Origin of the sequence: Demequina sediminicola (assembly GCF_000975055.1) — a bacterium.
Classification (GTDB): domain Bacteria; phylum Actinomycetota; class Actinomycetes; order Actinomycetales; family Demequinaceae; genus Demequina; species Demequina sediminicola.
Genome location: NZ_BBRB01000001.1, coordinates 985,430 through 1,007,432, shown reverse-complemented (window position 1 = coordinate 1,007,432; position 22,003 = coordinate 985,430). Strand labels below are relative to the sequence as shown.

Sequence of the window (22,003 nt, the reverse complement as noted above, 5' to 3'; positions counted from 1 at the left end):
ATAACGGACTCGAGCCGCGGGTGCGCCGCGGCCGTGAGGGGAGTCACCTGTGCGTGACGTCAGCAGAGCCCAGCAGTGGAAGGCGACGCTACTCATTGCCGTTGCCGTCGTCATCGCCATCGTGCTGTTGCCAGCGTTGGCTGGCACCGCCGGCGGAGACACCATCGAGCCGGGGTCTGATCTTGCTGTCTCGGACAACACATCCATCACAGTCGAAGAGGGCTGGTCGGGCACCAATGAGGACGACGCACTGTTTGTGTCGCTGACTAACGGTGGCGCTCAGTTCATCCCGGTGGGCGCGGTGGCGTTCGAGGACGGCGAAGATCTTGACGCCGTGGTCAACCGATTTGCCTCGGCATATGAGGACGATGCCTCCTGGGCAGTGACCGACCCGGTGACCTTTGTTACCGATGCCGGATACGACGGCGTGGGCGTCGAAGCGCACAGTGATGGCCAGACTGCGGAGACGTGGATCGTCTCCAACGGCGACATGTACGCCACGTTTGTTCTGACGAGCCCTGACAACGAATGGACTACGGCGTCCGAGTCCGCAGAGCTCATGGTGGACTCCATCGTCATCACTGATGCCACTACTGGCGAAGGAGACGACGCATGATCGACCTACGTAACCCCATCATTTGGGCGGCAGGAATCCTGACCGTTGTCGGCATCGTCGGCTTGTTCCCTCTGTTCCTTAGCGCGCTTGCCTCCTCACCCATGGGCTTCCTCACCGCGCTGGTGGTGTGGGGTCTGTACGCGTGGCTGCTGTGGCTGATCGTTCGGCGGATCTTCAGGTCCCGGAAGCTTCCCCGTGGCGCGTCCTTTGGCGCGTTCCTGTGGGGTGGCATCGTCGTGGCGGGAATCGCCACGTGGGCGAGCAGTGCAATGCACACCCTCGTGTCCTCGGTCGTGTCCGACGACGGTTGGGCTGGAGCCATCTCAGCAGGCCTCTCGGAAGAGCCCCTGAAACTGCTCGCCGTGTTCGCACTCGCGTACATCCCCGCGACGCGCATGGAACACACGCTGGACTTCGTGTACTACGGCATCCTTGTGGGCTTGGGCTTCGAGGTCACCGAGTCGATCCTGTATTCCGCCTCCGCCGCCGATGCCGGTGGCCCGATCATCACGGTGTTGCTGATGCTGTTTGTGCGCGGCATTGTCGGTGGCCTCTGGTCCCACCCAACGTACACAGCGATCGCTTCGAGCGGCCTCGGCTACTTCATGGTGTCGGGCACGTCCGCAGCACGTCGCTGGACTGCGCTGCTCGGCGCACTCATCGTCGCCATCGCGCTACACGCGTTCTTTGATTCCCCGATCCTTGACGACAATATCTTGCTGGGAACCATCGCGAAGGGCTTCCCGGCCTTGGTGGTGTTGCTCGTCCTGGTGGGGATCATGCGTCGCCACGAGCGCAACAGCAACGGGACCGATGAAGTCGACAGCTCCAGCGGGGGCGACGCTCACCCGGTGACCGCTCAGTAGCCGACCCGGTCGGAAAGCCACCGCACTTGTGGCAGGTGTGCATGCTAGTTTCGCGACATGACCGCGCGCTTGCCACTGTCGCTGCGGCTCATTGGGCGCCCAAGCTGGCCTGGCGCACTTCTCCTTGTCGTTGCCGCGAGCGCATTCATTTGGGGTCTGCCATGGCTGGCCTCTGCCCTACCCGTCCAGGAGGGGCTTGAGGAACCGTCGACGCGGACTCTGACGGTGAGTTCGCCTGGGTCCACGGCCGTGACGATCACGCTTGCCGAGGGCTGGAACATTTCGGACGAACCCGTCGAGGGCGCAGACCCGATGTCAGCGACTCTGGTGAATGCTGGTGCCACGATCGCAATTACTCCTCCTCAGGAGCTCGGACCCGAGGTGGGTCTTGATGAGTTGCTGATCGAAGCAACGGCACCGCTCGAGGATGACCCTGCGAGCGCGTGGGTCATTTCCGATCCCGTGGAGTTCACGACGGACAGCGGGGACCCAGGCGAGTGCGTCACCGCGTCCACCACCACCGACCTTCAGTTCCGCTGCGCAGTCGTTCACGACGGCGAGTACGTCACGTTTGAGGCTGAGTCCCCTGCTGCTACGTGGCAGTCGCTGCAGGCCGGCGCCGAGGACATGGTGCAGTCCACGACGTTCTCAGAGGAGCCGACATGACAGCGGCCCAGGGCGCCGTCGAACCCGCTCCCGCGACAGTGGCGATCGCGACCATCAAGCGTGCGCTACCTCGCACGAGTAGTTTCATCGACACCCGCTCTGCAGTGTTTTGGGCCGGTTGCGCGATTACGCTCTATGGTCTCCTGACGTGGATGCCTCTGGTCTTTGTCAGGCTCCAAAGCCATCCGACCACTGCAGTGCTGTCCGCGATCGCGTGGCTGCTGTACGGCTTTGTGTTCATGATGATCCTGTACCGGATGGAGCTCTTTGAGCGCCGGTCTCCCGTCACGGTTCTGGGCGCACTTGCCTGGGGTGGCCTTGCGGCTCCGGGTGTGGCCGCTATCGCAGCTCCCGCTATGCATGACATTGTCGCGGTGACGTTGCCTGTTGCCGACGAGTGGGTGTCCTCGTTTGCCGCCCCGCTAGTGGAGGAACCGCTGAAGTGGCTGGGTGTCGTGGCACTCGCGCTGATTCCTGGGGCGCGGTTGCGTTCGGCGGCGGATGGCCTGTTCTACGGTGCCGTCATTGGCCTGGGTTTCCAGGTGTCTGAGTCGTTCCTCTACACCGCGGTGGTCAGTGCGGATGGCACCGCGGGCACGGTGTTCGCCATGGTGATGTTGCGTGGTGTTGTGGGTGGGTTGTGGAATCACCCCACGTATTCCGCGATGGCTGGTGCGGGAGTCGGCTACTTCTTTAACGCGTCGGCTTCGGCAGTCCGGCGCTGGGCAGTGATGCTCGGCACGTTGGCGTTGGCGATGGCGGTCCACGGCTTCTTCAATACCCCGATCGTGAATGGCAATGTCTGGGTGAGTTCCGTGACCAAGGGCATTCCGGTGCTCCTGTTGTTCCTCGGCGTCTTGCGCTGGGCTCACCTCCGGGAGCGTCGTACCTTTGCGGGTTTGGCCGCGAAGGTGGTGCCCGATGATTTGGTCAGTCCCGCAGACTTCCGCCTCCTCGCCACACGGCGCACCCGGCGTGAGGTGCGCCGTGCCGCTGCTCGCATCAGCGGCTTGCCAGGAAAGCGGGCGCTGACGTACTTGCAGGGCGCACAGTTGAGCCTCCTCACTGCGACGCATGAGGATGGATGGGGGTCACCACGCACCATTGAGCTGTCCGAGGACGTTCGCGAACTCCATGGTGAACTCGGCGACATCTACGAGGAAGCCACCGGCTCTCGCTTTGGTCCAGGACTGCCCAGGGCCGATGCCGCCAGCAGCAGCCGCGTCGTGCAACGCTGGGCCGCACACACACGCTCCCGCATCGAGACCGAGGGGCTTCGCAAGGTCGCCAAGAGCGGCGGCGCATGGGCTTCAAGCAAGGTTCGGTTCCGCCCGCGGCGCACCAGAAACAGCCAGGCTAACCCGCACGACAACCACGCTGCCGATGCTGTGAACGATGCCCGCGAAGCCGCTCTCAACAGGGACGACGGCACCATTGACGAGGCGCCTGCTCCACGCTAACGTAACCCCTGCAAGTTACCTACCTGCGGTCATCTTGTCCTCAATGAAGAGGACACCCAGGCACTTGCCAACTGTCCAGGGGGGACACCATGAGAAAAACCATTGCTACTGCCGTTGCTGTCTGCGCGCTCATGATCGCTTCAGCCGTGCCGGCATCGGCCGCTACCTCCGGGTGGGTCAATGGCGACCACTACACGTATCTAGGAAACTGTGCAGTGAAATCCTCTAACTACAGTCGGTGGGCATGGTCTGAAGAGCCCCGTTCCTGCGATGGCTACGTTGGTGTGCGCGCAAAGATCGCCAGTGGCGCCCGCGTCACCTACACGGGCTTCAAGTGGGGCACCCGCGATGCGAGTATCAGCCTCCCCTCAGGGGTAAGAACCCTGAGCCACCAGTCGGCGCACTAATGCGACGCGCCATTGTTGTCGTGGCGTGGCTCGTGTCGTTCGCCACGTTGACAGGGTGTAGTCCCGCCGCCACAGTTGCGAAGGGCACGGGGGTCGCTGACGCTGTTCCTGGGAATGCCGCTGCCGCTGACCCCGCTGCGGCACCTGCATTCGATGAAGAGGTAGCGCGTGCCAGGGTCGATGCCGTCGCCGGGGGAGCGTCGGAGCAGCAACTTTCGTTGATTGACGAGATCAGCCAGCAAGGCTCAGTGAGTTACGAGCAAGCCAAGGGGGCGGCAGTACGCACCGTCGAGTGCATCGAGGACTCCGGCGGTAGCGCCGAAGTGATGGATCTCACCCAAGGCGAGGAGTTTTCGGTACCGAGCTACTCCGCCGCCGGTGGGACCGGCGCCGAGGGCACCGACCTGGCGGCCATTGATACGTGCGACCGCCAGGAGTCGTACTGGGTGAACTATCTGTACCAAGTTCAACCTGACGCCGTCGTCTCTATGGCTCAAGAAGAGGCGCTGAAACTTGCCGCTCGCATCGATTGTCTAGAGGAAGCCGGCGGTACGGCGCCCGCAGATCCTGTGTGGGAAACGGTACGTGAGGCTGTGGACGAACTTCCCGAGCCACAGCGAACCCAGTGCATTGTTGCGAGCCTTGAGTGAGCGCCTCACCTCTCTGAACGGGGGCGACGGGACCATCGACGACGCACTCCCATCGGGCACCCAAATCCTGCTGCACCAGGCGGGACACTAGTGCGCCGTCGCCTCCCCGTCGCCATGACCCTGATCGCGAGTGCGCTGATGGCAGGGTGCACCCAGGCTTCAGGGGACGCAGCCGTCTTCGCAGGGCCTGAAGGTGCTGCTTCCGTAGCGCAAGAACCCTCGACACTTCCCACGTCGGCGGCGGCTTTCGGCAACGAAGTCACTCAGGCACAGATGGATGCCCTCGAGCAGGGTGCCTCCGACTATCAGCTCGCCCTCATCGACGAGATCGCGGCCCAAGGTTCAGTAAGTTACGAACTGGCCAAGGACGCCGCCATGCGCACGGTGGATTGCATCAATGATGCGGGCGGCGACGCGAGCTACACCGAAAGTTCCGAGCCCGGAGCTGGCCCTCTGCCCGGCTTCTTGGCCAACGGTGACCCCGAGAACGAGGCCGCGGCCCTCGCGCTCATCGACACCTGCGACTACCAAGAAGCCCACTGGGTCAACTATCTCTATCAAGTGCAGCCGGATTTCCTCGCGTGGCAAGCAGTGATCGACGAGCGGCGCCTCGATGCGCGCATCGAGTGCCTCGAGGACAAGGGCATCGACCTTCCCGCCGATGCCGATTGGAACCTCGTGACGGGCGAGATACACGAACTGCCCGAACCGGACCTCTATGACTGTGTCGAGGCCGGAATGTAAGGGGACACGAACTTCGAGCTCCAGGCGCGCACCCGGTGTGATCAGCGACGATTCCGGTGCGATCAGCGACGAGCCCGATAGCCCGCAAAGCCACGCAAGCGCAGCGAATTGCCGACCACGAACAGGCTGGATCCACCCATCGCGGCAGCCGCAATCATCGGGTTCAGGATCCCCAGCGCCGCAAGCGGGATCGCCGCAGTGTTGTACGCGAAGGCCCAGAACAGGTTGCCCTTGATAGTGCCGAGCGTCTTGCGGGACAGCGCAATCGCGTCAGCTGCCGCACGTAGGTCGCCCGAGACGATCGTCAGATCGGAAGCCTCACGCGCTACATCCGTGCCGGTTCCCACCGCGAGGCCCAAGTCGGCCTGAGCCAAAGCCGGGGCATCATTCACGCCGTCCCCGACCATCGCGACACGGGCGCCGCCCTCCTGCAACCGACGAATAACATCGGCCTTGTCTCCGGGAAGAACCTCGGCAATCACTCGATCGATACCCACCTCGCGGGCCACGGCTTGGGCGGCACGCTCGTTGTCTCCAGTGAGCAACACCACGTCAAGGCCAAGTTCACGGAACGCCGAGACAGCCTCAGCGGACGTGGGCTTGATGGTGTCACTGACACTCAGGACCACCTCGGCTACAGCCGATGCACGGGTCGTCAACGCACCGTCGGAGCCAGCACCCACGGGGGACGTCCGCCCGGCAAAGACAGCCGTGTGACCGTCTTCTTCCGCACGGGCGGCGATGCGCTCCAGCTCATCCGGCACCGAGTCGAACATGCGGCGAGCGCCCACCAACACATCAGCGTGAGTGCCGTCAGCACCAGCATTCTGCACCGTCGCCGCAACACCATGACCCGCCACGGAGCGGAAGCCCTTGAGCTTGACCCGCCCCTCACGCGCATCGGCAATAGCCTGCGCAATGGGGTGCTCCGAGCGAGCCTCGACGGAGGCGACCGCGTCCAGCAAGGCCTCGACTGCATCGGCACCATGATCGCGCTCAACCCCAGGCGCAGAGGCATCAACAAGTGCCATCCGACCCTCGGTCACCGTTCCAGTCTTGTCCAGCACGATGGTCGTCACCTCGCGGGTGTCTTCCAATGCCTCCGGGCCACGCACCAGAATCCCTAGCTGCGCACCACGACCAGTCCCCACCATGATCGCCAGTGGGGTCGCAAGGCCCAAAGCACACGGGCAACTGATGATGAGCACGGCAACAGCGGCAGTGAAGGCGGCGTTGGCATCGCCGGTCGCCACGAGCCAGCCCACGAGCGTAAGAAGTGAAATCGCAATGACAATCGGGACAAAGACTCGAGAGATGCGGTCAGCGAGGCGCTGCACGCGGGCGCGGCCATTCTGAGCGTCATCGACCATCTGGGCGATCTGCGCCAACATCGTCTCCGAGCCCACCTTGGTGGCCTCAACGGTCATCGACCCATCGGTCGCGATAGTGCCGCCCACCACCTCAGCGCCCTCATCTGCGCGCACTGGCACAGATTCACCTGTGACCATCGAGGCATCCACGGCAGCACCACCCTCGACCACCACGCCATCAGTCGCGATCGTCTCGCCTGGACGCACCACAAAGCGCATCCCCACCTCGAGTTGATCGCGGTCAATGACAGTGCCGTCCTCGAGCCGCGCAGTCTTGGACTGACGCGAGCTCAAAGCACGAATCGCATCGCCAGCCTTGGCGGTGCTCCGCACCTCAAGCCACTTACCCAGCAAGATCAGCGTCACGATCACGCCGGCAGTCTCGTAATACACGTGAGCACCAGGCATCGCATCGAACGCGTGGGCGACAACCACCACGGTGGACCACGTCCATGCAGCGACCGTTCCCAACGTCACCAGCGTGTCCATGTTCGTGGACCGGTGACGCGCAGAGGCAAGGGCCGAACGGTGGAACGGCAACGCAGCCCACCACACCACAGGGGTCGCGAGCGCAGCGGCGAGCCACTCCCAGCCAGAGAATTGCCAGGCCGGAATCATCGAGATCAACATCAGTGGGACGCTCAATGTCGCGGCGATGATGAAGCGGCGCTTGTAGTCCGCGATCCGGGCCGAGTCCGCGCGCATGTGGGCGGCGTGCTCATCCTCGTCGTGGCCGTCGTGGCCGTCGTGGCCGTCGTGATCGCCATGGTCAGTGCTGGCGTTGCGCTCACTTGCCGAGCCAGCATCGGCCGTCGACGTGCCAGTGCCGCTTCCCCGTTGACCCGCACGTGGCTTGGTCAGCACGCTGTAGCCAAAGCCCTGGATGGTTTCACGCATCGCGGCGTCGAGCTGATCAGGGTCGATTGTGCCGTCACCGCGGACTGTCGCGCGCCGGGTCGCGTAGTTCACGACGGCGTCGTCAACACCGGGGAGCTTTGCGAGGCCACCCTGAATGGTGGCGGCGCAACTGGAGCAAGTCATGCCGTCAATCGCGAGCGCGATGCTGGGCTGAGACGTGGTGTTGGCGGCCATCACTTGACCTCGTATCCGGCGGCTGAGATGGCCTCGTCAAGCGAGAATTCGAGGTCGTCGCGGGAGACAGTGCCAGCAGGGGTGACGTCGACGCGCCCTGAGACGTGGTCAACTTGCGCGCCAGCGACACCGTCGACGCCCTCGACGGCTTCGCGGACACTCTTGGCGCATCCTCCGCAGGTCATTCCGGAAACGTTCACGGTGATGATGGGCTGTGCAGTCATGGTTCTTTCCTCCGTATGAGTAACGATGGATTCACCGTAAACCTTCCACCCCACTGGAATGTCAAGTGGCGCGACGCAAGGGCGGCCGGAGCGTGCACGCCGGAGAGGGCCTACACGCGCGCAGGCATCGCAGCGAGAATTGCCTCGACCTGCTCCTTAGCGTCACCGAACAGCATGGACGTGTTGTCCTTGAAGAACAGCGGGTTCTGCACGCCGGCATACCCGGTGGCCATAGACCGCTTGAACACCACAACCTCGCCAGCGTTCCAGACCTCAAGCACGGGCATTCCCGCGATGGGCGAGCCGGGATCGTCGAGCGCTGCGGGGTTGACCGTGTCATTGGCGCCAATCACCAGCACCATGTCGGTGTCAGGGAAATCGTCGTTAATCTCGTCGAGCTCCAGCACGATGTCGTAAGGCACGCGCGCCTCAGCAAGCAGGACGTTCATGTGTCCTGGAAGGCGCCCGGCGACAGGGTGCACGGCGAAGCGCACCTGCACACCGGACTCGCGCAGTCGGGACACCAGCTCCGCGACGGGATACTGCGCCTTCGCCACGGCCATGCCATATCCGGGAGCGATCACAACGGACCGTGCGCGACTGAGCGCCTCGGCCGTCTCAGTGGCGGACACCTCGTGATGCGTGCCGGTAACCTCCGCTGCGCCGCCACCGGTTTCGCCACCAAAGCCGCCGAGGATCACTTGCATGAACTTGCGGTTCATGGCCTTGCACATGAGGTAGGACAGGATGGCACCCGAGGCACCCACCAAGGCACCGGTGACAATCAGCAGGTCGTTGCCGAGCATGAAGCCCGCCGCGGCCGCAGCCCAGCCCGAGTACGAGTTGAGCATCGACACCACAACCGGCATATCGCCACCACCAATGGCGGCCACCAAGTGATATCCCAGGGCCAGTGCCAGCACCGTCATGATGAGCAGAGGCCAGATCGAGGGCGAGGCAAGGAACCACACCAGCAACACCGCCGATGCCACCAGCACACCCGCGTTCAGAGCGTGGCGGCCGGGCAACGTGAGGGGCTTGGAGTTCATCTTCGCGGACAGCTTGAGGTACGCGACGATGGAACCGGTGAACGTCACCGCACCGATGAGCACGCCTAGGAACACCTCGACAAGGTGCATGGCGTCGTGGCCCTCAGTGAGGTACGAGTTGTAGCCAATCAGCACGGCGGCGAGGCCCACAAAGGAGTGCAGGAGCGCGATGAGTTCGGGCATCTGCGTCATCTCGACTGTGCGGGCTCGATACATGCCGATACTTGCTCCGATGAGCAACACACACGCGATCAGCAACGCGGTCACAGCCCACGGGCGTTCCGATTGATCCAGGGCAAGAGCGACGGTGGCGATGATCGCGATGGCCATACCAACCATGCCCAGCAGGTTGCCGCGACGGGCGGTGTCCTGCTTGGACAGCCCAGCAAGGGACAGGATGAACAAGATCGCGGCCACCAGGTAGGCGACCTGCGCGACGGATACGAGGGTCATGGCAGTTACGCCCCCTTCTGGAACATGCCGAGCATGCGGTAGGTCACAAGGAATCCACCAAAGACATTGATTGATGCCACCGACGCCGCAATGAACGCGAGCACCGTGACCACGGTCGAGGATGATCCCAATTGCAGCAATGCGCCGATGAGGATGATGCCGCTGATGGCGTTCGTTTGGCTCATGAGCGGGGTATGCAGCGAGTGGGAGACGTTGGAAATCACGTAGTAGCCAATGAATACGGCGAGGATAAACACCGTCATCATCATGAGGAACGCCGGGTTCGCGAAGCACAGGGCAAGCGCCAACAGGCCACCCGCGATGCCTGCAGTCCAGGCATTGCGCTTCTTGCGTTGTGCGTCGAGGGCCGATGCGCGTGCGGCAGCCGCTTTGCGCTCGGCTTCCACCTGCTCAGGTGAGGGAGCAGCGTCGGCTGCACCGGCATCGTCTGGGCTGGGAGTGGCAGCCGAGACCGACACAGCGGGAGGCGGCCACATCACGTCGCCACCACTCGCGACCGTCATCCCGCGCACGACCTGGTCTTCCATGTCGAGGGCCGCCTCGCCGTCCTTGGCGGGCGTGAGGAGCTTCATGAGGTTGACGACGTTGGTGCCGAGCAGTTGAGACGTGTGCTGCGGCATGCGGCCGGGCAGGTCCGTGTAGCCGATGACTGTCACGCCGTTATCGCTGACAACCTTGCGACCGGGGACGGTGAGTTCGCAGTTGCCGCCGCCTGAAGCCGCGAGGTCAACGATGACGGACCCCGGCTTCATGGCTGCGACCATGTCCGCGGTGATGGTGGTCGGTGCGGTGCCGCGGACGAGCGCCGTGGTGATCACGATGTCCGCTTCACTGGATTCCTGCGCATAAACGTCCAATGCGGCGGCGAGCTGCTCGTCAGTCAGAGGCTTTGCATACCCGTCAGACGAGACCTCCTGCTGCGCGGAAGGCGCATTCACAAAACGGGCGCCCATCGACTCGATCTGCTCGGCCACTTCAGGGCGCACGTCAAACGAACGCACCTGCGCACCCAGAGACACGGCCGCTCCAAGCGACGCCAGGCCAGCAACACCTGCGCCGATGACGAACACCGTGGCCGGGTCAGTCTTGCCTGCAGCAGTGACCTGGCCGGCAAACATTGCGCCATAGGCTTCCGCCGCTTCAATGACCGCGCGGTAGCCGGAAACATTAGACATGGTGGACAAGACATCCAACGACTGTGCGCGAGAGATGCGCGGAACGGCATCCAGAGCAAGCGCCGTCACCTCACGCTTGGCGAGGTCCGCGATGAGGTCCTCGTTAGAATGCGGAGCCAACGTGCACATGAGGATTGCACCGGCACTGAGCAGGTCGCGCTGCGCCTCGCCCGGCGGCGTGTAGGTCGCGACGATGTCCGCACCCCACGCGCCTGCGGCATCGGTGATCGTGGCGCCAGCATCGGCGTAGGCCTGGTCAGCGAAGTTGGCGGCGGTACCTGCACCGGACTCCACCAGCACGTCGTAGCCAAGTTTCCCCAACGCCTTCACGGTTTTGGGTGTAGCGGCCACGAGCGTTGAACTACTCGCCGCCTCCTTGGGGATTGCGATCCTCATGCAGTCTGCCTCTCCACAACCTGAGCCGGTCACAACATCTGTGGCACGCGGGCGCGCCTGTGGGAACGACTGTAGCCGGGGTGGAGCTGTGGGCGCTGGGACAATGGTCCCCGAGAACCAGGGACGACGCTGGTGGAACGCACCTGTTCAGGCGCGCAGCGGGGCTGGCTTAGGCGCCGTGTTCTCCGACAACCTGGCAGCGGTTGGGGTCCGTGCAGGATGCGGGGTCGAGGACGTCTGCGCGGGAACGCAATGCGGTGAGCTCAGCACGGGCGGCCTCGAGGGACGCGATCTGCGATTCGATGTCTGCGAGGTGGCGATCCAACAGGGCGCTGGTGTGCTGGCAGGTGCCGTGTCCGGCGGCCTTCATGTCGAGGATATGCCCGGACTCTTTGAGCGTGAGCCCCGCGGCCTGCGCATCGCGCACGAACACGAGCCGTTCGAGGGCTTCGGCGTCATAGTCGCGGTAGCCCGACGTGGTGCGGCCGGGGTCGTCGAGCAACCCGATGGACTCGTAGTAGCGGACTGTTTTGGCGGTCACTCCCGCACGCTCCGCGAGCTCTCCGATGCGCATCGGCCCTCCCTCTCATTGCGCCTCAACCTTCCAGCCAACTATAACCCCGCCTCCCGCCAAATGGCTCCATTTCGCTGTCTAGAGGGCTCAAAACAGCGAAATGGAGCCATTTGGCAGAAAGAGGTTTTCGTTTGGCGGGCGGTGAAGATCACTCTTCACCGCCCGCACCCGATCATGCTTTCACTACTGCAGTATTACTCAGTCAGCGGGCCAAGCGTGGGGTCATTTGCGTAGACCTCAGCCGCGTTCTCCTGCGTGACGATGGTGGGCTCCAACAGGTATGCCGGAACGATCTTGACGCCGTTGTCATACTGCTCGGTGTCGTTGATCGGGATCTCACCACATGCGGCAAGTGCGTTCACCGAGTCGATGGTCTGAGCCACGAGCTCGCGGGTGTCCTTGTAAATAGTGGAGTACTGCTCACCAGCCACAATCGACTTCACCGACTCAACCTCCGAGTCCTGACCGGTGATGACGGGGGTGTCTTTACCGGCCTGGTCCACCGACGTCAGCGCTGCACGAGCCAGCGTGTCGTTGGGGGAGAGCACACCGTGCAGTTCAGTGTCACCCGAGTACGAGCCCGACATGATGGTGTCCATACGAGTCTGAGCGTTCTCAGCCTGCCAGCCATCGGTGGCTGCCTGCTCGAACGTGGTCTGACCGGAAACAACGACCAGGTTTCCCGAGTCGATCTCTGGCTGCAGAACGCTCATGGCACCCTCAAAGAACGGGATGGAGTTCGCGTCGTCAGCGGAGCCCGCAATCAGCTCGATGTTGTAAGGACCTTCACCCTTACGCTCGCCGAGTCCCTGGAGGAGAGCGTCGCCCTGGAGCACACCCACCTGGTAGTTATCGAAGGCAATGTAAGCGTCAACGGCCTCGGTGTTCTTGACGAGGCGGTCATAAGCAATGACCGTCGCGCCGCCATCCTTGGCCGACTCAAGCTGGGTACCCAGCTGCGAGCCATCAATGGCACCCACCACGATGACCTGTGCGTCCTGCTCCACCATGGCATCGATCTGGTTCTGCTGTTCGGTCACGCCGGAGTTTCCGAACTGCACGATGGGCTGGTAGCCGGCCTCGGTCAAGCCGTCGTTGAACAGCTCCTCAGCAAGCACCCAGTTCTCAGAGGTCTTCTGCGGAAGGGCAACACCAATCGTGGCGCCCTCCTCGATGCAGACTTCGGAGCCACCGGCTGCGGCAGTAGCCGACATCGACTCTTCCGTTTCGGTTCCTTCGCGGTCAGTCGAGCAGCCGGCGAGCACAATTGCTCCTACCGCTGCCAGGGCAGCGATGCCCTTCATGTTCCTGCTCATGTCTAGTTTCCTTTCTGCGCATTCGGCGTTGAATGCGACATCTGTGTGGCGCCGGGGAGTCCCGGCTGCTGGCGAGCCTCGGCCTCGGGGACCGGGGCAGGGCTAGTAGCGGTGGCGTTGTCGGAGTCCGCACCCATGGCGCCGGTCTCTCCTGATCCACCTGCGGTGGCACCTGAACTGTCGGAATCGTCGTCACGGGGGCGGCGACGGAACAGCAGTCCGGTGATCGAGGGCTTGCCCTGCGACTTGTTGTAGACATCGAAGGCGACAGCCGCGAGGAGCACGAGGCCCTTGATGATCTGCGTCATGTCGGAACCGACACCCATGAGCTGCAGCCCGTTGTTGAGCGTCGCCATGACCAGACCACCGATGATCGAGCCGGTCACCGTTCCGATACCACCTGTGACAGCGGCACCGCCGATGAAGACTGCGGCGATCGCGTCGAGCTCCCACATCGTTCCGTCGAACGGGCCCGATGCTCGGGCTCGGCCGATGAACATCATTCCTGCGAAGGCTGCAAGGACGGACATGTTCGCCATGACAAAGAAGTAGGTGCGACGTGTGGAGACACCGGACAGCGATGCAGCGGCACGGTTGCCACCGACGGCGTAGACGTGACGGCCGAGCTTCGTGCGCTGGGTGATCGTGTGATAGAGCACCACGAGCAATACGAGGATCACACCGGGGATGGGGAACGATGTTCCGGGACGGCCGGTTGCAAACAGGTAGGTGAAGTAGCCGATGAAGGCCAACAGGAGGCCTGCACGGATACCGACCACCCAGAGCGGGTCGGGAGCGAAGCCCACCTTGGCGGCGCGACGACGCTTGGCGACCTCACGCCAGATGACGTAGGCGCCCGCGGCGATACCTAACAGCAGGGTCGCATTGTTGAAACCTGTGACTGGCCCAAACTCCGGGATATACCCCGCTCCCATGGTCTGGAACTCTTCCGGCACGGGCACAGAGTTGGACTTACCGATGTACTGGTTGAGGCCACGGAAGATCATCATGCCCGCGAGCGTCGTAATGAAGCCGGGGATGCCAATGTAAGCCACCCACCAGCCCTGCCACATACCTATCAGGGCTCCCACCACAAGGCCGAGCAGCAGGCCGGCCCACCAGGGAATACCCCAGTCTCGGAGTGCAATCGCGACGATGATGCCGACGACGGCGGCGACCGATCCAACAGAAAGGTCGATGTGGCCGACGACGATCACCATCACCATGCCGATGGCGAGGATCAGCACGTGGGAGTTGCCGTTGATGAGGTTCATCATGTTGCTGGGCGTTAAGACCTTGCCGCCCGTGGCGATCTGGAAGAACGCGATCAACGCTGCAAGCGCGATCAACATGGAGAACTGACGGCCTGCGCCGCCAAAGTGAGTTCTCAGTGCAGTCATGAGGAAGTTTTCCTTAGATACAGGGGTGAGCGATGTCGTCCGCGCCTATGCGGCTGACGTCGTGGTCGTCATGAGACGCATGAGCATCTCTTGGTCTGCTTCCGAGCGGGGCACATCGCCAGTGATACGCCCTTCACAGACCGTGTAAATGCGGTCACACATTCCGAGCAGTTCAGGCAGTTCCGAGGAGATCAGCACCACGGCTTTGCCTGCAGCCGCCATCTGGTTGATGAGGCCGTAAATCTCGTACTTCGCGCCCACGTCGATGCCACGGGTGGGCTCGTCAAGGATCAGCAGCTCCGGCTCAGTGAACATCCACTTGCTGAGCACGACCTTCTGCTGGTTGCCGCCGGAGAGTGTCGCGACACCACGGTTGACGTGGGGAGTCTTGATTCGCATTGACTTGCGGAACGACTCGGCCGCTTCGTACTCCATGTCTTCGTCGAGGAGGACGTGGGGCGTGATCCTGTCGAGGTCTGCTGAGACGATGGTGGTCCTGATGCTGTCGAGCAGGTTCAGTCCGAGCGTCTTGCGGTCTTCAGGGACGTACGCGAGGCCGTGCTTGATAGCGGAGTCGACGGTGGTCATCTTCACTTCTTTGCCGTGCAGTCGCGTGGTACCGGACCGGTAGGTGCCGAACGAGCGCCCGAAGACGGAGCGCGCGAGTTCGGTACGGCCGGCGCCCATCACACCAGCGAAGCCGACGATCTCTCCCGCTCTGACTCTGAAGCTTGAGGACTTGGCAAGCATGCGGCCCGGGATGTTGGCGTCCTCGACTGTCCAGTCTTCGACCTCGAACAGCACCTCCCCGACCTTGACGTCGCGAGGTGGGTAGCGGGCGTCGAGCGCACGTCCGACCATGCCGCGAATGATGCAGTCCTCGTCGAGGTCACCGTTGGTCTTGGCCAGGCGCTCAATGGTCAGGCCGTCACGAATGATGGTGACGGAGTCTGCGATGGCCTCGATCTCGTTGAGTTTGTGGCTGATCATGATCGACGTCATGCCCTTGGCCTTGAGGCCACGGAGGAGCTCGAGCAGGTTGTGCGAGTCGTGCTCATTGAGCGCCGACGTGGGTTCGTCGAGGATCAGCAGCTTCACGTCCTTGGAGAGCGCCTTGGCGATTTCAATCAACTGCTGTTGGCCGACGCCGAGGTTCTTGATGGGAACGCGCGGGTCCACGCTGAGGCCTACCTGGGCCAGAAGTTCAAGGGTCAGCGAGCGGGCACGGTCCCAGTCGATGAGTCCGTGGGACACCACCTCGTTGCCGAGGAAGATGTTCTCCATCACGGAGAGTTCGGGGATGAGCGCCAGTTCCTGGTGAATGATGACGATGCCGGCGTGCTCGGAGGCTTTGAGGTCTTTGAACTCGACAACCTCGCCATCCAGGACGATGTCTCCGCTGTAAGTTCCGTGCGGGTAGACGCCGGAAAGGACCTTCATCAAGGTCGACTTGCCGGCACCGTTCTCGCCGCAGATCGCGTGGATCTCACCGGCGTCGACGGTGAGATCGACCCGATCGAGCGCCTTGACCCCAGGAAACTCCTTGGTGATCTGACGCATCTCAAGCTTGTGGTGAGAAGTACTCACGTGGGCTCCACTTCATTGTGCAGATTCGCGTGTGCCGCCGATTGTTGGCGACACCACCAAACGCTAGGACCGCGCCCCCTTGTCGTCAAGTCCCAAACTCAAGCGTTATCCGTTCGTAACAACACGCGAACTCAACCGGTCAAGTCGCGGCGCTCGATGCAGCAAAGCTCGACATTCTAGGAAGATTGCCCCGCCAAAGGCCCTGGAAGCACGCATTCGGACTGAATTCAGCCGGATTGGCGGCCCTCTTTGAGTTCACATCCCAAAGTCAATGGGGCTACCGACACTGCCCTTCCACCGGTAGTATCTGGCCATGGCGCGGGCGCAAAAGAACTCCGGATCTCAGTCCTCCCTGCGCCAAGCCAACAGCGAACGCCTCCTCGACGCCATCCGCCAGTTCGGATCCATCACCCAAGTCGAGATCGCACAGGCCACCGGACTCTCCCCAGCAACCGTCTCAGGCATCGTCAAAGACCTCCTCGCCGCAGGCATCGTCGAGACCCGCCACACCATCCGCAGCGGCCGCCGCGCACAAATGGTGACCCTCGCCCACAAAACCGGACTTCTCGTCGGACTCCACGTCACCGAACGTTCCCTCCGAGTCGCCGTGGCCGATTCCCGCTTCGAGTTCCTCGAACGGCGTGTCCTGCCGCTCCCCGACGACCACCGCCACGACACCACCCTCGACCGTGCCGCCGTCATGGTCGCCGAGCTCGTCGACGGCCTGGGCTCCGGCCTTACCGAAGTCCTCGGCATCGGCATCGGCGTTCCAGCACCCGTCGACCCCGCCACAGGCGCAATCTCCGTCGCAGGAATCCTCCGTGGCTGGGAAGGCATCCCACTCGGAGAAGTCCTCGGCCGCAGACTCGGCGTACCCGTCACCGTCGACAACGACGCCAACCTGGGAGCCCTCGGTGAGGTGCGGTTCGGAGCTGGCCGCGGCATCAGCAACCTTCTCTACATCCGCGCCTCCCACGGCGTCGGCTCCGGCGTCATCGTAGAAGGCGCCATTCACCACGGCCACCGTGGGCTCGCAGGCGAGATCGGCCACGCGCTCGTGGACCCCCAAGGCCCCATCTGCCGATGCGGAAGCCGCGGCTGCCTCATCACCGTCTGCGGCTCGCACGCACTCGTCGACTCGCTACGCCAATCCCACGGCCCTCTTACCCTCGCCGACGTCCTCACCTACGCCGAGCAAGGTGACCCCGGATGCCAGCAAGTCGTCATGGACGCTGGAGCCGCCATCGGCCTGGTGGCAGCAAACGCCGCCGTAGCCGTAGGCCCCAGCGTGGTACTGATGGGAGGAGAGCTCGCAGCCGCAGGCGACCTGCTGATGGCACCCATCGAAGAAGCCATGCGCAGGCGCGTCCCCGTGTCCCAAGCACCTGCAGTCGAGGTCCGCGCCAACCAACTCGGAGAAGACGCAGAACTGTACGGAGCACTCGCCGTAGCCGCCGATCTTTCCCCCGCCACCGGCAATGCCCCGGAGGTGTCACTATGAGTACCCCCAACGATGGAGCACGAATGGCAACGGAGCCACTACTGCACGCACGCCACATCTCTAAGAACTTTGGCGCCGTCCAAGCGCTTGTGGATGTGGACATAGAAGTGAGCCCGCACGAGGTCGTTGCACTAGTCGGGGACAACGCCGCAGGAAAGTCAACGCTCGCGCGCGTCATTGCAGGCGTCTACGCACCTGACGGCGGAACACTCCGCATCGACGGCAAGCCACTGCCATCGCACACCACGCGCGGTGCGAGGTCAGCGGGAATCGCAACCGTTTTCCAGGGGCTCGCGCTCTCCGAAAACCTCGACGTCACTGCCAACATCTTCCTCGGCCAGGAAATCATCGAGCACGGACTGCTCGACGAGGAAGCCATGGAGTCGATGGCCCGCGACTTCCTCAAGAACCTCAACGCCCGCATACCCTCGCCACGAACCCCACTCGCCAACCTCACCGCAGGGCAACGCCAATGCGTGGCGATCGCGCGCACGCTGGTAGGCAAGCCCAAGCTCATAGTGTTGGACGAGCCCACATCGTCGCTATCGATCTCCCAGACAGCAGAGGTGTTGACGTACATCTCGCAGTTGCGCTCGATGGGACTGGGCGTCCTGATCATCAGCCACAACCTGACGGACATCCGAGCGGTCGCGGATCGCATCGAGGTGTTGCGCCATGGCCGCAACAACGGTTCCTTCGTGGCATCCGATGTGCGCTACGAGGACATCATTGCGGCCATCACGGGTGCACCCTCAGGACGCTAACCCGCCCCGCCTCTCGTTCCCCGCCATTTCCCCGCTCTTTTCCTCGCTCTTTCCTCGCCAAATGGCTCCATTTCGCTGTTTTGAGCCCTCTAGACAGCGAAATGGAGCCATTTGGCGAAGAGCGGGGCGAGAGAAACGTGACCGAAACACTGTCCAGCGACACTGCTGTCATGACAGACGCGACCGAGCAAACCCACCAGGCGTGGCACAGATTCACCCCTGAGTCCGTGGAGGGGCGCATGCTCAGCGCGATCTCCACGGAACTAGGGACCAGCCTCGCGCCACGAGCACTAGCCCTTTCCTCAGGAGTCAGAGCCGAGGTCGACGGGGCCGCACCGGACAACAGCATCCTGGTGAAGCTAGTCCCCACCCAAGGAACAGTGAAGTCCGCACATCGCAACCGAGTACTTGCCGACATGCTCAAACTGACGTGGCTGCGCACCTCTGCCGTACCGCGAGCGCGCCTGGTGCTGGGCATCACCGAGGGCATCGCCCCCTACTTTGGCGTGACGAGTTGGCCATCTCAGGCCGCGGTCGACCTCGGAGTGGACGTCTATATCTGCACCGAGAACGGCGCTTCGAGGCTCATCCCTGCCCCCGACAATCACGACACGTAGATTTAACACGACGTGAAATCTTCCGAAATGTTGAGCCTCTAACTTAATTACTACACGACGGACCTCCGCAGGCCAATTGGTTCACCCACTCGGCCAGCAAGCTCTCCGCTCAGTGCACTCACTGACCGAGCCACGGAGGTACCCATGCCTTGCCATACCCTTTTGTTATCGGGCAATCCACGCCCAGAGTCGACGACACTTGCCGTCGCCACCCAGGCCGCTCACGCTCTTTTTGCCGCCGCCGAGACCGAACTCGACAGTTCCGTCCTGGAACTCTCGTCACTCACTGACACGCTGTTGACCTGGCAGCACCCCGAGGCCGAGGCGGCCCGCGAACGCGTGGCCGCAGCATCGATCGTGTTCATCGCCACCCCCTCCTACAAGGGCACCTACACGGGACTGCTCAAGGCATTCATCGATGGCTACGGCCCCACGTCGCTTGCGGGCACCATCGTGATCCCTGTCGCTGTTGCAGGTTCGCCGGTCCACGCCACCGTCACTCCGGTTCACACTCGCACGCTCATTCACGAGGTCGGAGGGCTCACCCCCTTCAACGGTCTCGGCGTCATGGAGTCCGTCGCACGCGATGAGGCGGCACTCACCGACGCCATCAGTTCTTGGGTGGACAGCCAGAAGGCTGTTCTGCCTGTCATCGCCGCCGCGTAACGCACCACATCACTGTTGGGCACCGTCGCCCACCCCCTTGACCTGAGGAGAACTCTCATGACTACCCTTCACCACGACGCCAGCCGCGACACCGAGTCAAACCCCGCCGCTCAGCCCCAAGAATTTGACGCCAGCCAGTTGCGCGCCGCACTCGGCGCCATGGCTACGTCCGTCACCATCGTCACCACCCATCACGGTGGCGAGCGGTACGGGTTCACTGCCAACAGCTTCACGTCAGTGTCCTCGTCCCCACCGCTCGTAGCGGTGTTTCTTGCGGAGACTGCAGACAGTTACGCCGCATTTTGTGAAGCGGACCGGGTTGCGGTCAACATCCTCGCGGACGGCCAGGGCGAGATCGCGAACCACTTCGCGCGCAAGAACACGGACAAGTTCGCCGAGGTCACTCTCGACGACGCACACCCCGACCTGCCCGTCATTGACGGCCACATGGCTGCACTCAAAGGCCGGATCGCCCATCGGGACGATGCCGGCGACCACCTCATGTTGCTCATCGAGGTGGAAGCAGTGTCCGCTTCTGACAACCCACCCCTGGTCTACCAAAACCGGGCCTACCGAAACTTGGTCTAGTCATGACACTTCCTCAGAGTCCCGACGCGATCGTCGTCTCCGACGCTCACAAGACTTACGGCACTGACCAGAAAGCAGTGGTCGCCTTGGGTGGCGTTGACGCCGCCATTCAGCGTGGCGAGTTCGTCAGCATCATTGGGCCATCGGGCTGCGGCAAGTCCACCATGCTGCGGATGATCGCCGGCCTGGAAGAGGTCGACTCGGGCGATGTCTCGATCTTTGGTCTACGGACCGAGGACGCATGCGACGCGAAGATGATCGGCCTGGTTCCCCAGGTGCCGGCGCTCTTGCCGTGGCTCAGTGTCTTGGACAACGTGACTCTGCCGTCGAAGATCAACCGCGGCGCTGAGCGCCGCCGTCAGCACGGCATCGGCGGGGTTTACACCCGTCCCGATCCCGTCGACATCCATGGTCTTCTGGACCGGGTGGGCCTAGCCGATGCTGCACACAAGTTGCCCGCTCAGCTGTCCGGTGGCATGCGGCAACGTGCGTCGATTGTGCGGGCGTTTGGGCTTCAGCCTGACGTCCTGTTGATGGATGAGCCGTTCAGCGCATTGGACGAGTTCACGCGAGAGGCCCTGCAGGGTCAGCTGCTCGAGATTTGGCGGGACATGCAGACCACAGTCGTGTTCGTCACCCACAACGTTTCGGAGGCCGTTCGCCTCAGCGACCGCGTGATCGTGATGGGGGCAAACCCGGGACGCATCACGGCAGAGGTCGAGATCGACCTGCCGCGCCCCCGCGACGAGGAGCTGCTGAAAAGCACCGCATTCCACGACTACGAAGACCACATTCGCCACCAGCTCCAGTCTGCATGGCGTGACAACAGCGCCGCTGCGGCCTGAGAGGGAGAACAACGTGACCGCTATTGACAGTGCCGTTTCCCGCATGAAGAACGCCGTTGGCACGTCCAAGAAAAGCACCAGTTCCTCAAGTTCACGCTCCACCGGTCCAGTGGCTGCCGTTAAGTCAGTCCTGCGCCCCAGTTTTTGGTTGCCCGCGACGGTCTTGCTCGTCATCTTCGCCACACTGTGGCGCTGGACCGCTGATTCCAAGCCGTATCTGCTGCCACCGCTGTCCGCCATCGGCGAGTCAATCGTCAACGACTGGCAGTACTACGTGTCGAATGCCTGGGTCACGCTGCAGGTGTCTCTCATAGGCCTCGCGATCGCTTTCGTCGCATCGTTCCTCCTTGCCATCCTGATCAGCGAGATCCCGATGGCACGTCGCGCGATCATGCCCTACGCCGTGGTGCTGAACGTGACGCCGTTGGTGGCGTTGGCGCCGGCCCTGGTAGTGGCGTTCGGGTTTGGCTCGGAACCCAAGCTGATCGTGACTGCACTGATCTGCTTCTTCCCTATCCTCATCAGCGTCTCCACCGGCCTGCTGTCAGTGGACCCGGCAGCGCTGCATGTGTTCCGCACTCTCAAAGCTTCACGGTTTGAAACCCTGTGGCACCTGCGCATCCCCAGCTCGCTGCCCTACATGTTCACGGCGCTACGGGTGGTCTTCCCGCTGTCGATCATCGGTGCAGTCGTGGCCGAATTGAACGCCCCTGGCGCCGCCGAGGGATTGGGAACCGCCATCAGCTTGGCTTCTTCGAACAACCAGTTGTCCGTGATCTACGCGTCGATTGTGTTCCTTGCCCTCATGGGCGCCGGCCTGCTCTTCATCGTCACTGCTGTGGAGCGACGCGTCCTGCACTGGCACGAGTCCCGCCAGGTTCAGTCGTAATCCACACACGCACCACCACCTGCACCACCACCTGCACCACCACACCCCGCGGCGCCGCCCGCAATTG

General features: G+C 63.0%; 22 protein-coding genes. 14 read left to right on the top strand and 8 right to left on the bottom strand.

Annotation, left to right across the window (positions count from 1 at the left end; genetic code table 11):
• Positions 1-49 precede the first annotated feature (49 nt).
• The 7 genes from AOP79_RS04680 to AOP79_RS04655 all read left to right on the top strand — a co-directional run bounded on the left by AOP79_RS04680 (position 50) and on the right by AOP79_RS04655 (position 5,409).
• Positions 50-616, top strand: coding sequence for a hypothetical protein (locus AOP79_RS04680; protein WP_062070870.1), 567 nt, complete (start codon positions 50-52; stop codon positions 614-616).
• Positions 613-1,482 carry a PrsW family intramembrane metalloprotease gene (locus AOP79_RS04675; RefSeq protein WP_062070868.1) on the top strand — a complete coding sequence of 290 codons (870 nt, stop codon included), beginning with the start codon at positions 613-615 and terminating at the stop codon, positions 1,480-1,482. Before AOP79_RS04680 ends, AOP79_RS04675 begins: the two co-directional genes overlap by 4 nt.
• A 57-nt stretch (positions 1,483-1,539) precedes the next feature.
• Positions 1,540-2,148, top strand: coding sequence for a hypothetical protein (locus AOP79_RS04670; protein ID WP_062070866.1), 609 nt, complete (start codon positions 1,540-1,542; stop codon positions 2,146-2,148).
• Positions 2,145-3,608 (top strand): PrsW family intramembrane metalloprotease, encoded by a 1,464-nt coding sequence (locus AOP79_RS04665; protein ID WP_062070864.1) that lies wholly within the window; start codon positions 2,145-2,147, stop codon positions 3,606-3,608. The genes AOP79_RS04670 and AOP79_RS04665 overlap by 4 nt, the downstream gene beginning before the upstream one ends.
• 89 nt (positions 3,609-3,697) lie before the next feature.
• Positions 3,698-4,015 carry a hypothetical protein gene (locus AOP79_RS11705; RefSeq protein WP_152648002.1) on the top strand — a complete coding sequence of 106 codons (318 nt, stop codon included), beginning with the start codon at positions 3,698-3,700 and terminating at the stop codon, positions 4,013-4,015.
• Positions 4,015-4,665, top strand: coding sequence for a hypothetical protein (locus AOP79_RS04660; RefSeq protein WP_062070862.1), 651 nt, complete (start codon positions 4,015-4,017; stop codon positions 4,663-4,665). Before AOP79_RS11705 ends, AOP79_RS04660 begins: the two co-directional genes overlap by 1 nt.
• Before the next feature lie 114 nt (positions 4,666-4,779).
• A complete protein-coding gene (locus AOP79_RS04655; protein ID WP_152648001.1) occupies positions 4,780-5,409 on the top strand; it encodes a hypothetical protein in 630 nt (209 codons plus the stop codon).
• Positions 5,410-5,471: 62 nt separating this feature from the next.
• Here the strand turns inward: AOP79_RS04655 and AOP79_RS04650 are convergent, their stop codons facing one another.
• The 8 genes from AOP79_RS04650 to AOP79_RS04615 all read right to left on the bottom strand — a co-directional run bounded on the left by AOP79_RS04650 (position 5,472) and on the right by AOP79_RS04615 (position 16,039).
• A complete protein-coding gene (locus tag AOP79_RS04650) occupies positions 5,472-7,871 on the bottom strand; it encodes a heavy metal translocating P-type ATPase (protein WP_062070858.1) in 2,400 nt (799 codons plus the stop codon).
• On the bottom strand, positions 7,871-8,095 hold the full coding sequence (locus tag AOP79_RS04645; protein ID WP_062070856.1) for a heavy-metal-associated domain-containing protein: 225 nt from the start codon (positions 8,093-8,095) through the stop codon (positions 7,871-7,873). Before AOP79_RS04645 ends, AOP79_RS04650 begins: the two co-directional genes overlap by 1 nt.
• Before the next feature lie 110 nt (positions 8,096-8,205).
• Positions 8,206-9,597: a Re/Si-specific NAD(P)(+) transhydrogenase subunit beta gene (gene pntB / locus AOP79_RS04640; RefSeq protein WP_062070854.1), complete on the bottom strand. Its 1,392-nt coding sequence runs from the start codon at positions 9,595-9,597 to the stop codon at positions 8,206-8,208.
• A 5-nt stretch (positions 9,598-9,602) separates the two neighbouring features.
• The gene (locus AOP79_RS04635; protein ID WP_062070852.1) at positions 9,603-11,189 is read right to left on the bottom strand and encodes a Re/Si-specific NAD(P)(+) transhydrogenase subunit alpha; all 1,587 of its coding nucleotides are present in this window, start codon (positions 11,187-11,189) and stop codon (positions 9,603-9,605) included.
• 169 nt (positions 11,190-11,358) lie between these two features.
• Positions 11,359-11,763 carry a heavy metal-responsive transcriptional regulator gene (locus tag AOP79_RS04630; RefSeq protein ID WP_062070850.1) on the bottom strand — a complete coding sequence of 135 codons (405 nt, stop codon included), beginning with the start codon at positions 11,761-11,763 and terminating at the stop codon, positions 11,359-11,361.
• A gap of 194 nt (positions 11,764-11,957) precedes the next feature.
• Positions 11,958-13,079: a substrate-binding domain-containing protein gene (locus AOP79_RS04625; RefSeq protein ID WP_062070848.1), complete on the bottom strand. Its 1,122-nt coding sequence runs from the start codon at positions 13,077-13,079 to the stop codon at positions 11,958-11,960.
• A 2-nt stretch (positions 13,080-13,081) separates the two neighbouring features.
• On the bottom strand, positions 13,082-14,479 hold the full coding sequence (gene mmsB, locus AOP79_RS04620) for a multiple monosaccharide ABC transporter permease (protein WP_082093347.1): 1,398 nt from the start codon (positions 14,477-14,479) through the stop codon (positions 13,082-13,084).
• 45 nt (positions 14,480-14,524) lie between these two features.
• Positions 14,525-16,039 (bottom strand): ATP-binding cassette domain-containing protein, encoded by a 1,515-nt coding sequence (locus AOP79_RS04615; protein ID WP_062070846.1) that lies wholly within the window; start codon positions 16,037-16,039, stop codon positions 14,525-14,527.
• Between the two features lie 340 nt (positions 16,040-16,379).
• Between AOP79_RS04615 and AOP79_RS04610 the strand changes: the two genes are divergently transcribed.
• The 7 genes from AOP79_RS04610 to AOP79_RS04580 all read left to right on the top strand — a co-directional run bounded on the left by AOP79_RS04610 (position 16,380) and on the right by AOP79_RS04580 (position 21,936).
• A complete protein-coding gene (locus AOP79_RS04610) occupies positions 16,380-17,567 on the top strand; it encodes an ROK family transcriptional regulator (RefSeq protein WP_062070844.1) in 1,188 nt (395 codons plus the stop codon).
• On the top strand, positions 17,564-18,331 hold the full coding sequence (locus AOP79_RS04605) for an ATP-binding cassette domain-containing protein (protein ID WP_062070842.1): 768 nt from the start codon (positions 17,564-17,566) through the stop codon (positions 18,329-18,331). The genes AOP79_RS04610 and AOP79_RS04605 overlap by 4 nt, the downstream gene beginning before the upstream one ends.
• Positions 18,332-18,501: 170 nt before the next feature.
• Positions 18,502-18,948: a hypothetical protein gene (locus AOP79_RS04600; protein WP_152648000.1), complete on the top strand. Its 447-nt coding sequence runs from the start codon at positions 18,502-18,504 to the stop codon at positions 18,946-18,948.
• A 144-nt stretch (positions 18,949-19,092) separates the two neighbouring features.
• Entirely contained in the window at positions 19,093-19,614 is a 522-nt protein-coding gene (locus AOP79_RS04595) for an NADPH-dependent FMN reductase (protein ID WP_082093345.1), read from the top strand.
• A gap of 57 nt (positions 19,615-19,671) precedes the next feature.
• The gene (locus AOP79_RS04590) at positions 19,672-20,202 is read left to right on the top strand and encodes a flavin reductase family protein (RefSeq protein ID WP_062070836.1); all 531 of its coding nucleotides are present in this window, start codon (positions 19,672-19,674) and stop codon (positions 20,200-20,202) included.
• A 2-nt stretch (positions 20,203-20,204) separates the two neighbouring features.
• Complete coding sequence (locus AOP79_RS04585) at positions 20,205-21,047, top strand: ABC transporter ATP-binding protein (protein WP_062070834.1); 843 nt, start codon at positions 20,205-20,207, stop codon at positions 21,045-21,047.
• Between the two features lie 13 nt (positions 21,048-21,060).
• Positions 21,061-21,936 carry an ABC transporter permease gene (locus AOP79_RS04580; RefSeq protein WP_236683210.1) on the top strand — a complete coding sequence of 292 codons (876 nt, stop codon included), beginning with the start codon at positions 21,061-21,063 and terminating at the stop codon, positions 21,934-21,936.
• The last annotated feature ends 67 nt before the right edge of the window (positions 21,937-22,003 follow it).

Coding starts and splice junctions, on each gene's coding strand:
- AOP79_RS04675 (WP_062070868.1), top strand. CDS start 613: ATGATCGACCTACGTAACCCCATCATTTGGGCGGCAGGAATCCTGACC.
- AOP79_RS04670 (WP_062070866.1), top strand. CDS start 1,540: ATGACCGCGCGCTTGCCACTGTCGCTGCGGCTCATTGGGCGCCCAAGC.
- AOP79_RS04665 (WP_062070864.1), top strand. CDS start 2,145: ATGACAGCGGCCCAGGGCGCCGTCGAACCCGCTCCCGCGACAGTGGCG.
- AOP79_RS11705 (WP_152648002.1), top strand. CDS start 3,698: ATGAGAAAAACCATTGCTACTGCCGTTGCTGTCTGCGCGCTCATGATC.
- AOP79_RS04660 (WP_062070862.1), top strand. CDS start 4,015: ATGCGACGCGCCATTGTTGTCGTGGCGTGGCTCGTGTCGTTCGCCACG.
- AOP79_RS04655 (WP_152648001.1), top strand. CDS start 4,780: ATGACCCTGATCGCGAGTGCGCTGATGGCAGGGTGCACCCAGGCTTCA.
- AOP79_RS04650 (WP_062070858.1), bottom strand. CDS start 7,871: ATGGCCGCCAACACCACGTCTCAGCCCAGCATCGCGCTCGCGATTGAC.
- AOP79_RS04645 (WP_062070856.1), bottom strand. CDS start 8,095: ATGACTGCACAGCCCATCATCACCGTGAACGTTTCCGGAATGACCTGC.
- pntB (WP_062070854.1), bottom strand. CDS start 9,597: ATGACCCTCGTATCCGTCGCGCAGGTCGCCTACCTGGTGGCCGCGATC.
- AOP79_RS04635 (WP_062070852.1), bottom strand. CDS start 11,189: ATGAGGATCGCAATCCCCAAGGAGGCGGCGAGTAGTTCAACGCTCGTG.
- AOP79_RS04630 (WP_062070850.1), bottom strand. CDS start 11,763: ATGCGCATCGGAGAGCTCGCGGAGCGTGCGGGAGTGACCGCCAAAACA.
- AOP79_RS04625 (WP_062070848.1), bottom strand. CDS start 13,079: ATGAGCAGGAACATGAAGGGCATCGCTGCCCTGGCAGCGGTAGGAGCA.
- mmsB (WP_082093347.1), bottom strand. CDS start 14,479: ATGACTGCACTGAGAACTCACTTTGGCGGCGCAGGCCGTCAGTTCTCC.
- AOP79_RS04615 (WP_062070846.1), bottom strand. CDS start 16,039: ATGCGTCAGATCACCAAGGAGTTTCCTGGGGTCAAGGCGCTCGATCGG.
- AOP79_RS04610 (WP_062070844.1), top strand. CDS start 16,380: ATGGCGCGGGCGCAAAAGAACTCCGGATCTCAGTCCTCCCTGCGCCAA.
- AOP79_RS04605 (WP_062070842.1), top strand. CDS start 17,564: ATGAGTACCCCCAACGATGGAGCACGAATGGCAACGGAGCCACTACTG.
- AOP79_RS04600 (WP_152648000.1), top strand. CDS start 18,502: ATGACAGACGCGACCGAGCAAACCCACCAGGCGTGGCACAGATTCACC.
- AOP79_RS04595 (WP_082093345.1), top strand. CDS start 19,093: ATGCCTTGCCATACCCTTTTGTTATCGGGCAATCCACGCCCAGAGTCG.
- AOP79_RS04590 (WP_062070836.1), top strand. CDS start 19,672: ATGACTACCCTTCACCACGACGCCAGCCGCGACACCGAGTCAAACCCC.
- AOP79_RS04585 (WP_062070834.1), top strand. CDS start 20,205: ATGACACTTCCTCAGAGTCCCGACGCGATCGTCGTCTCCGACGCTCAC.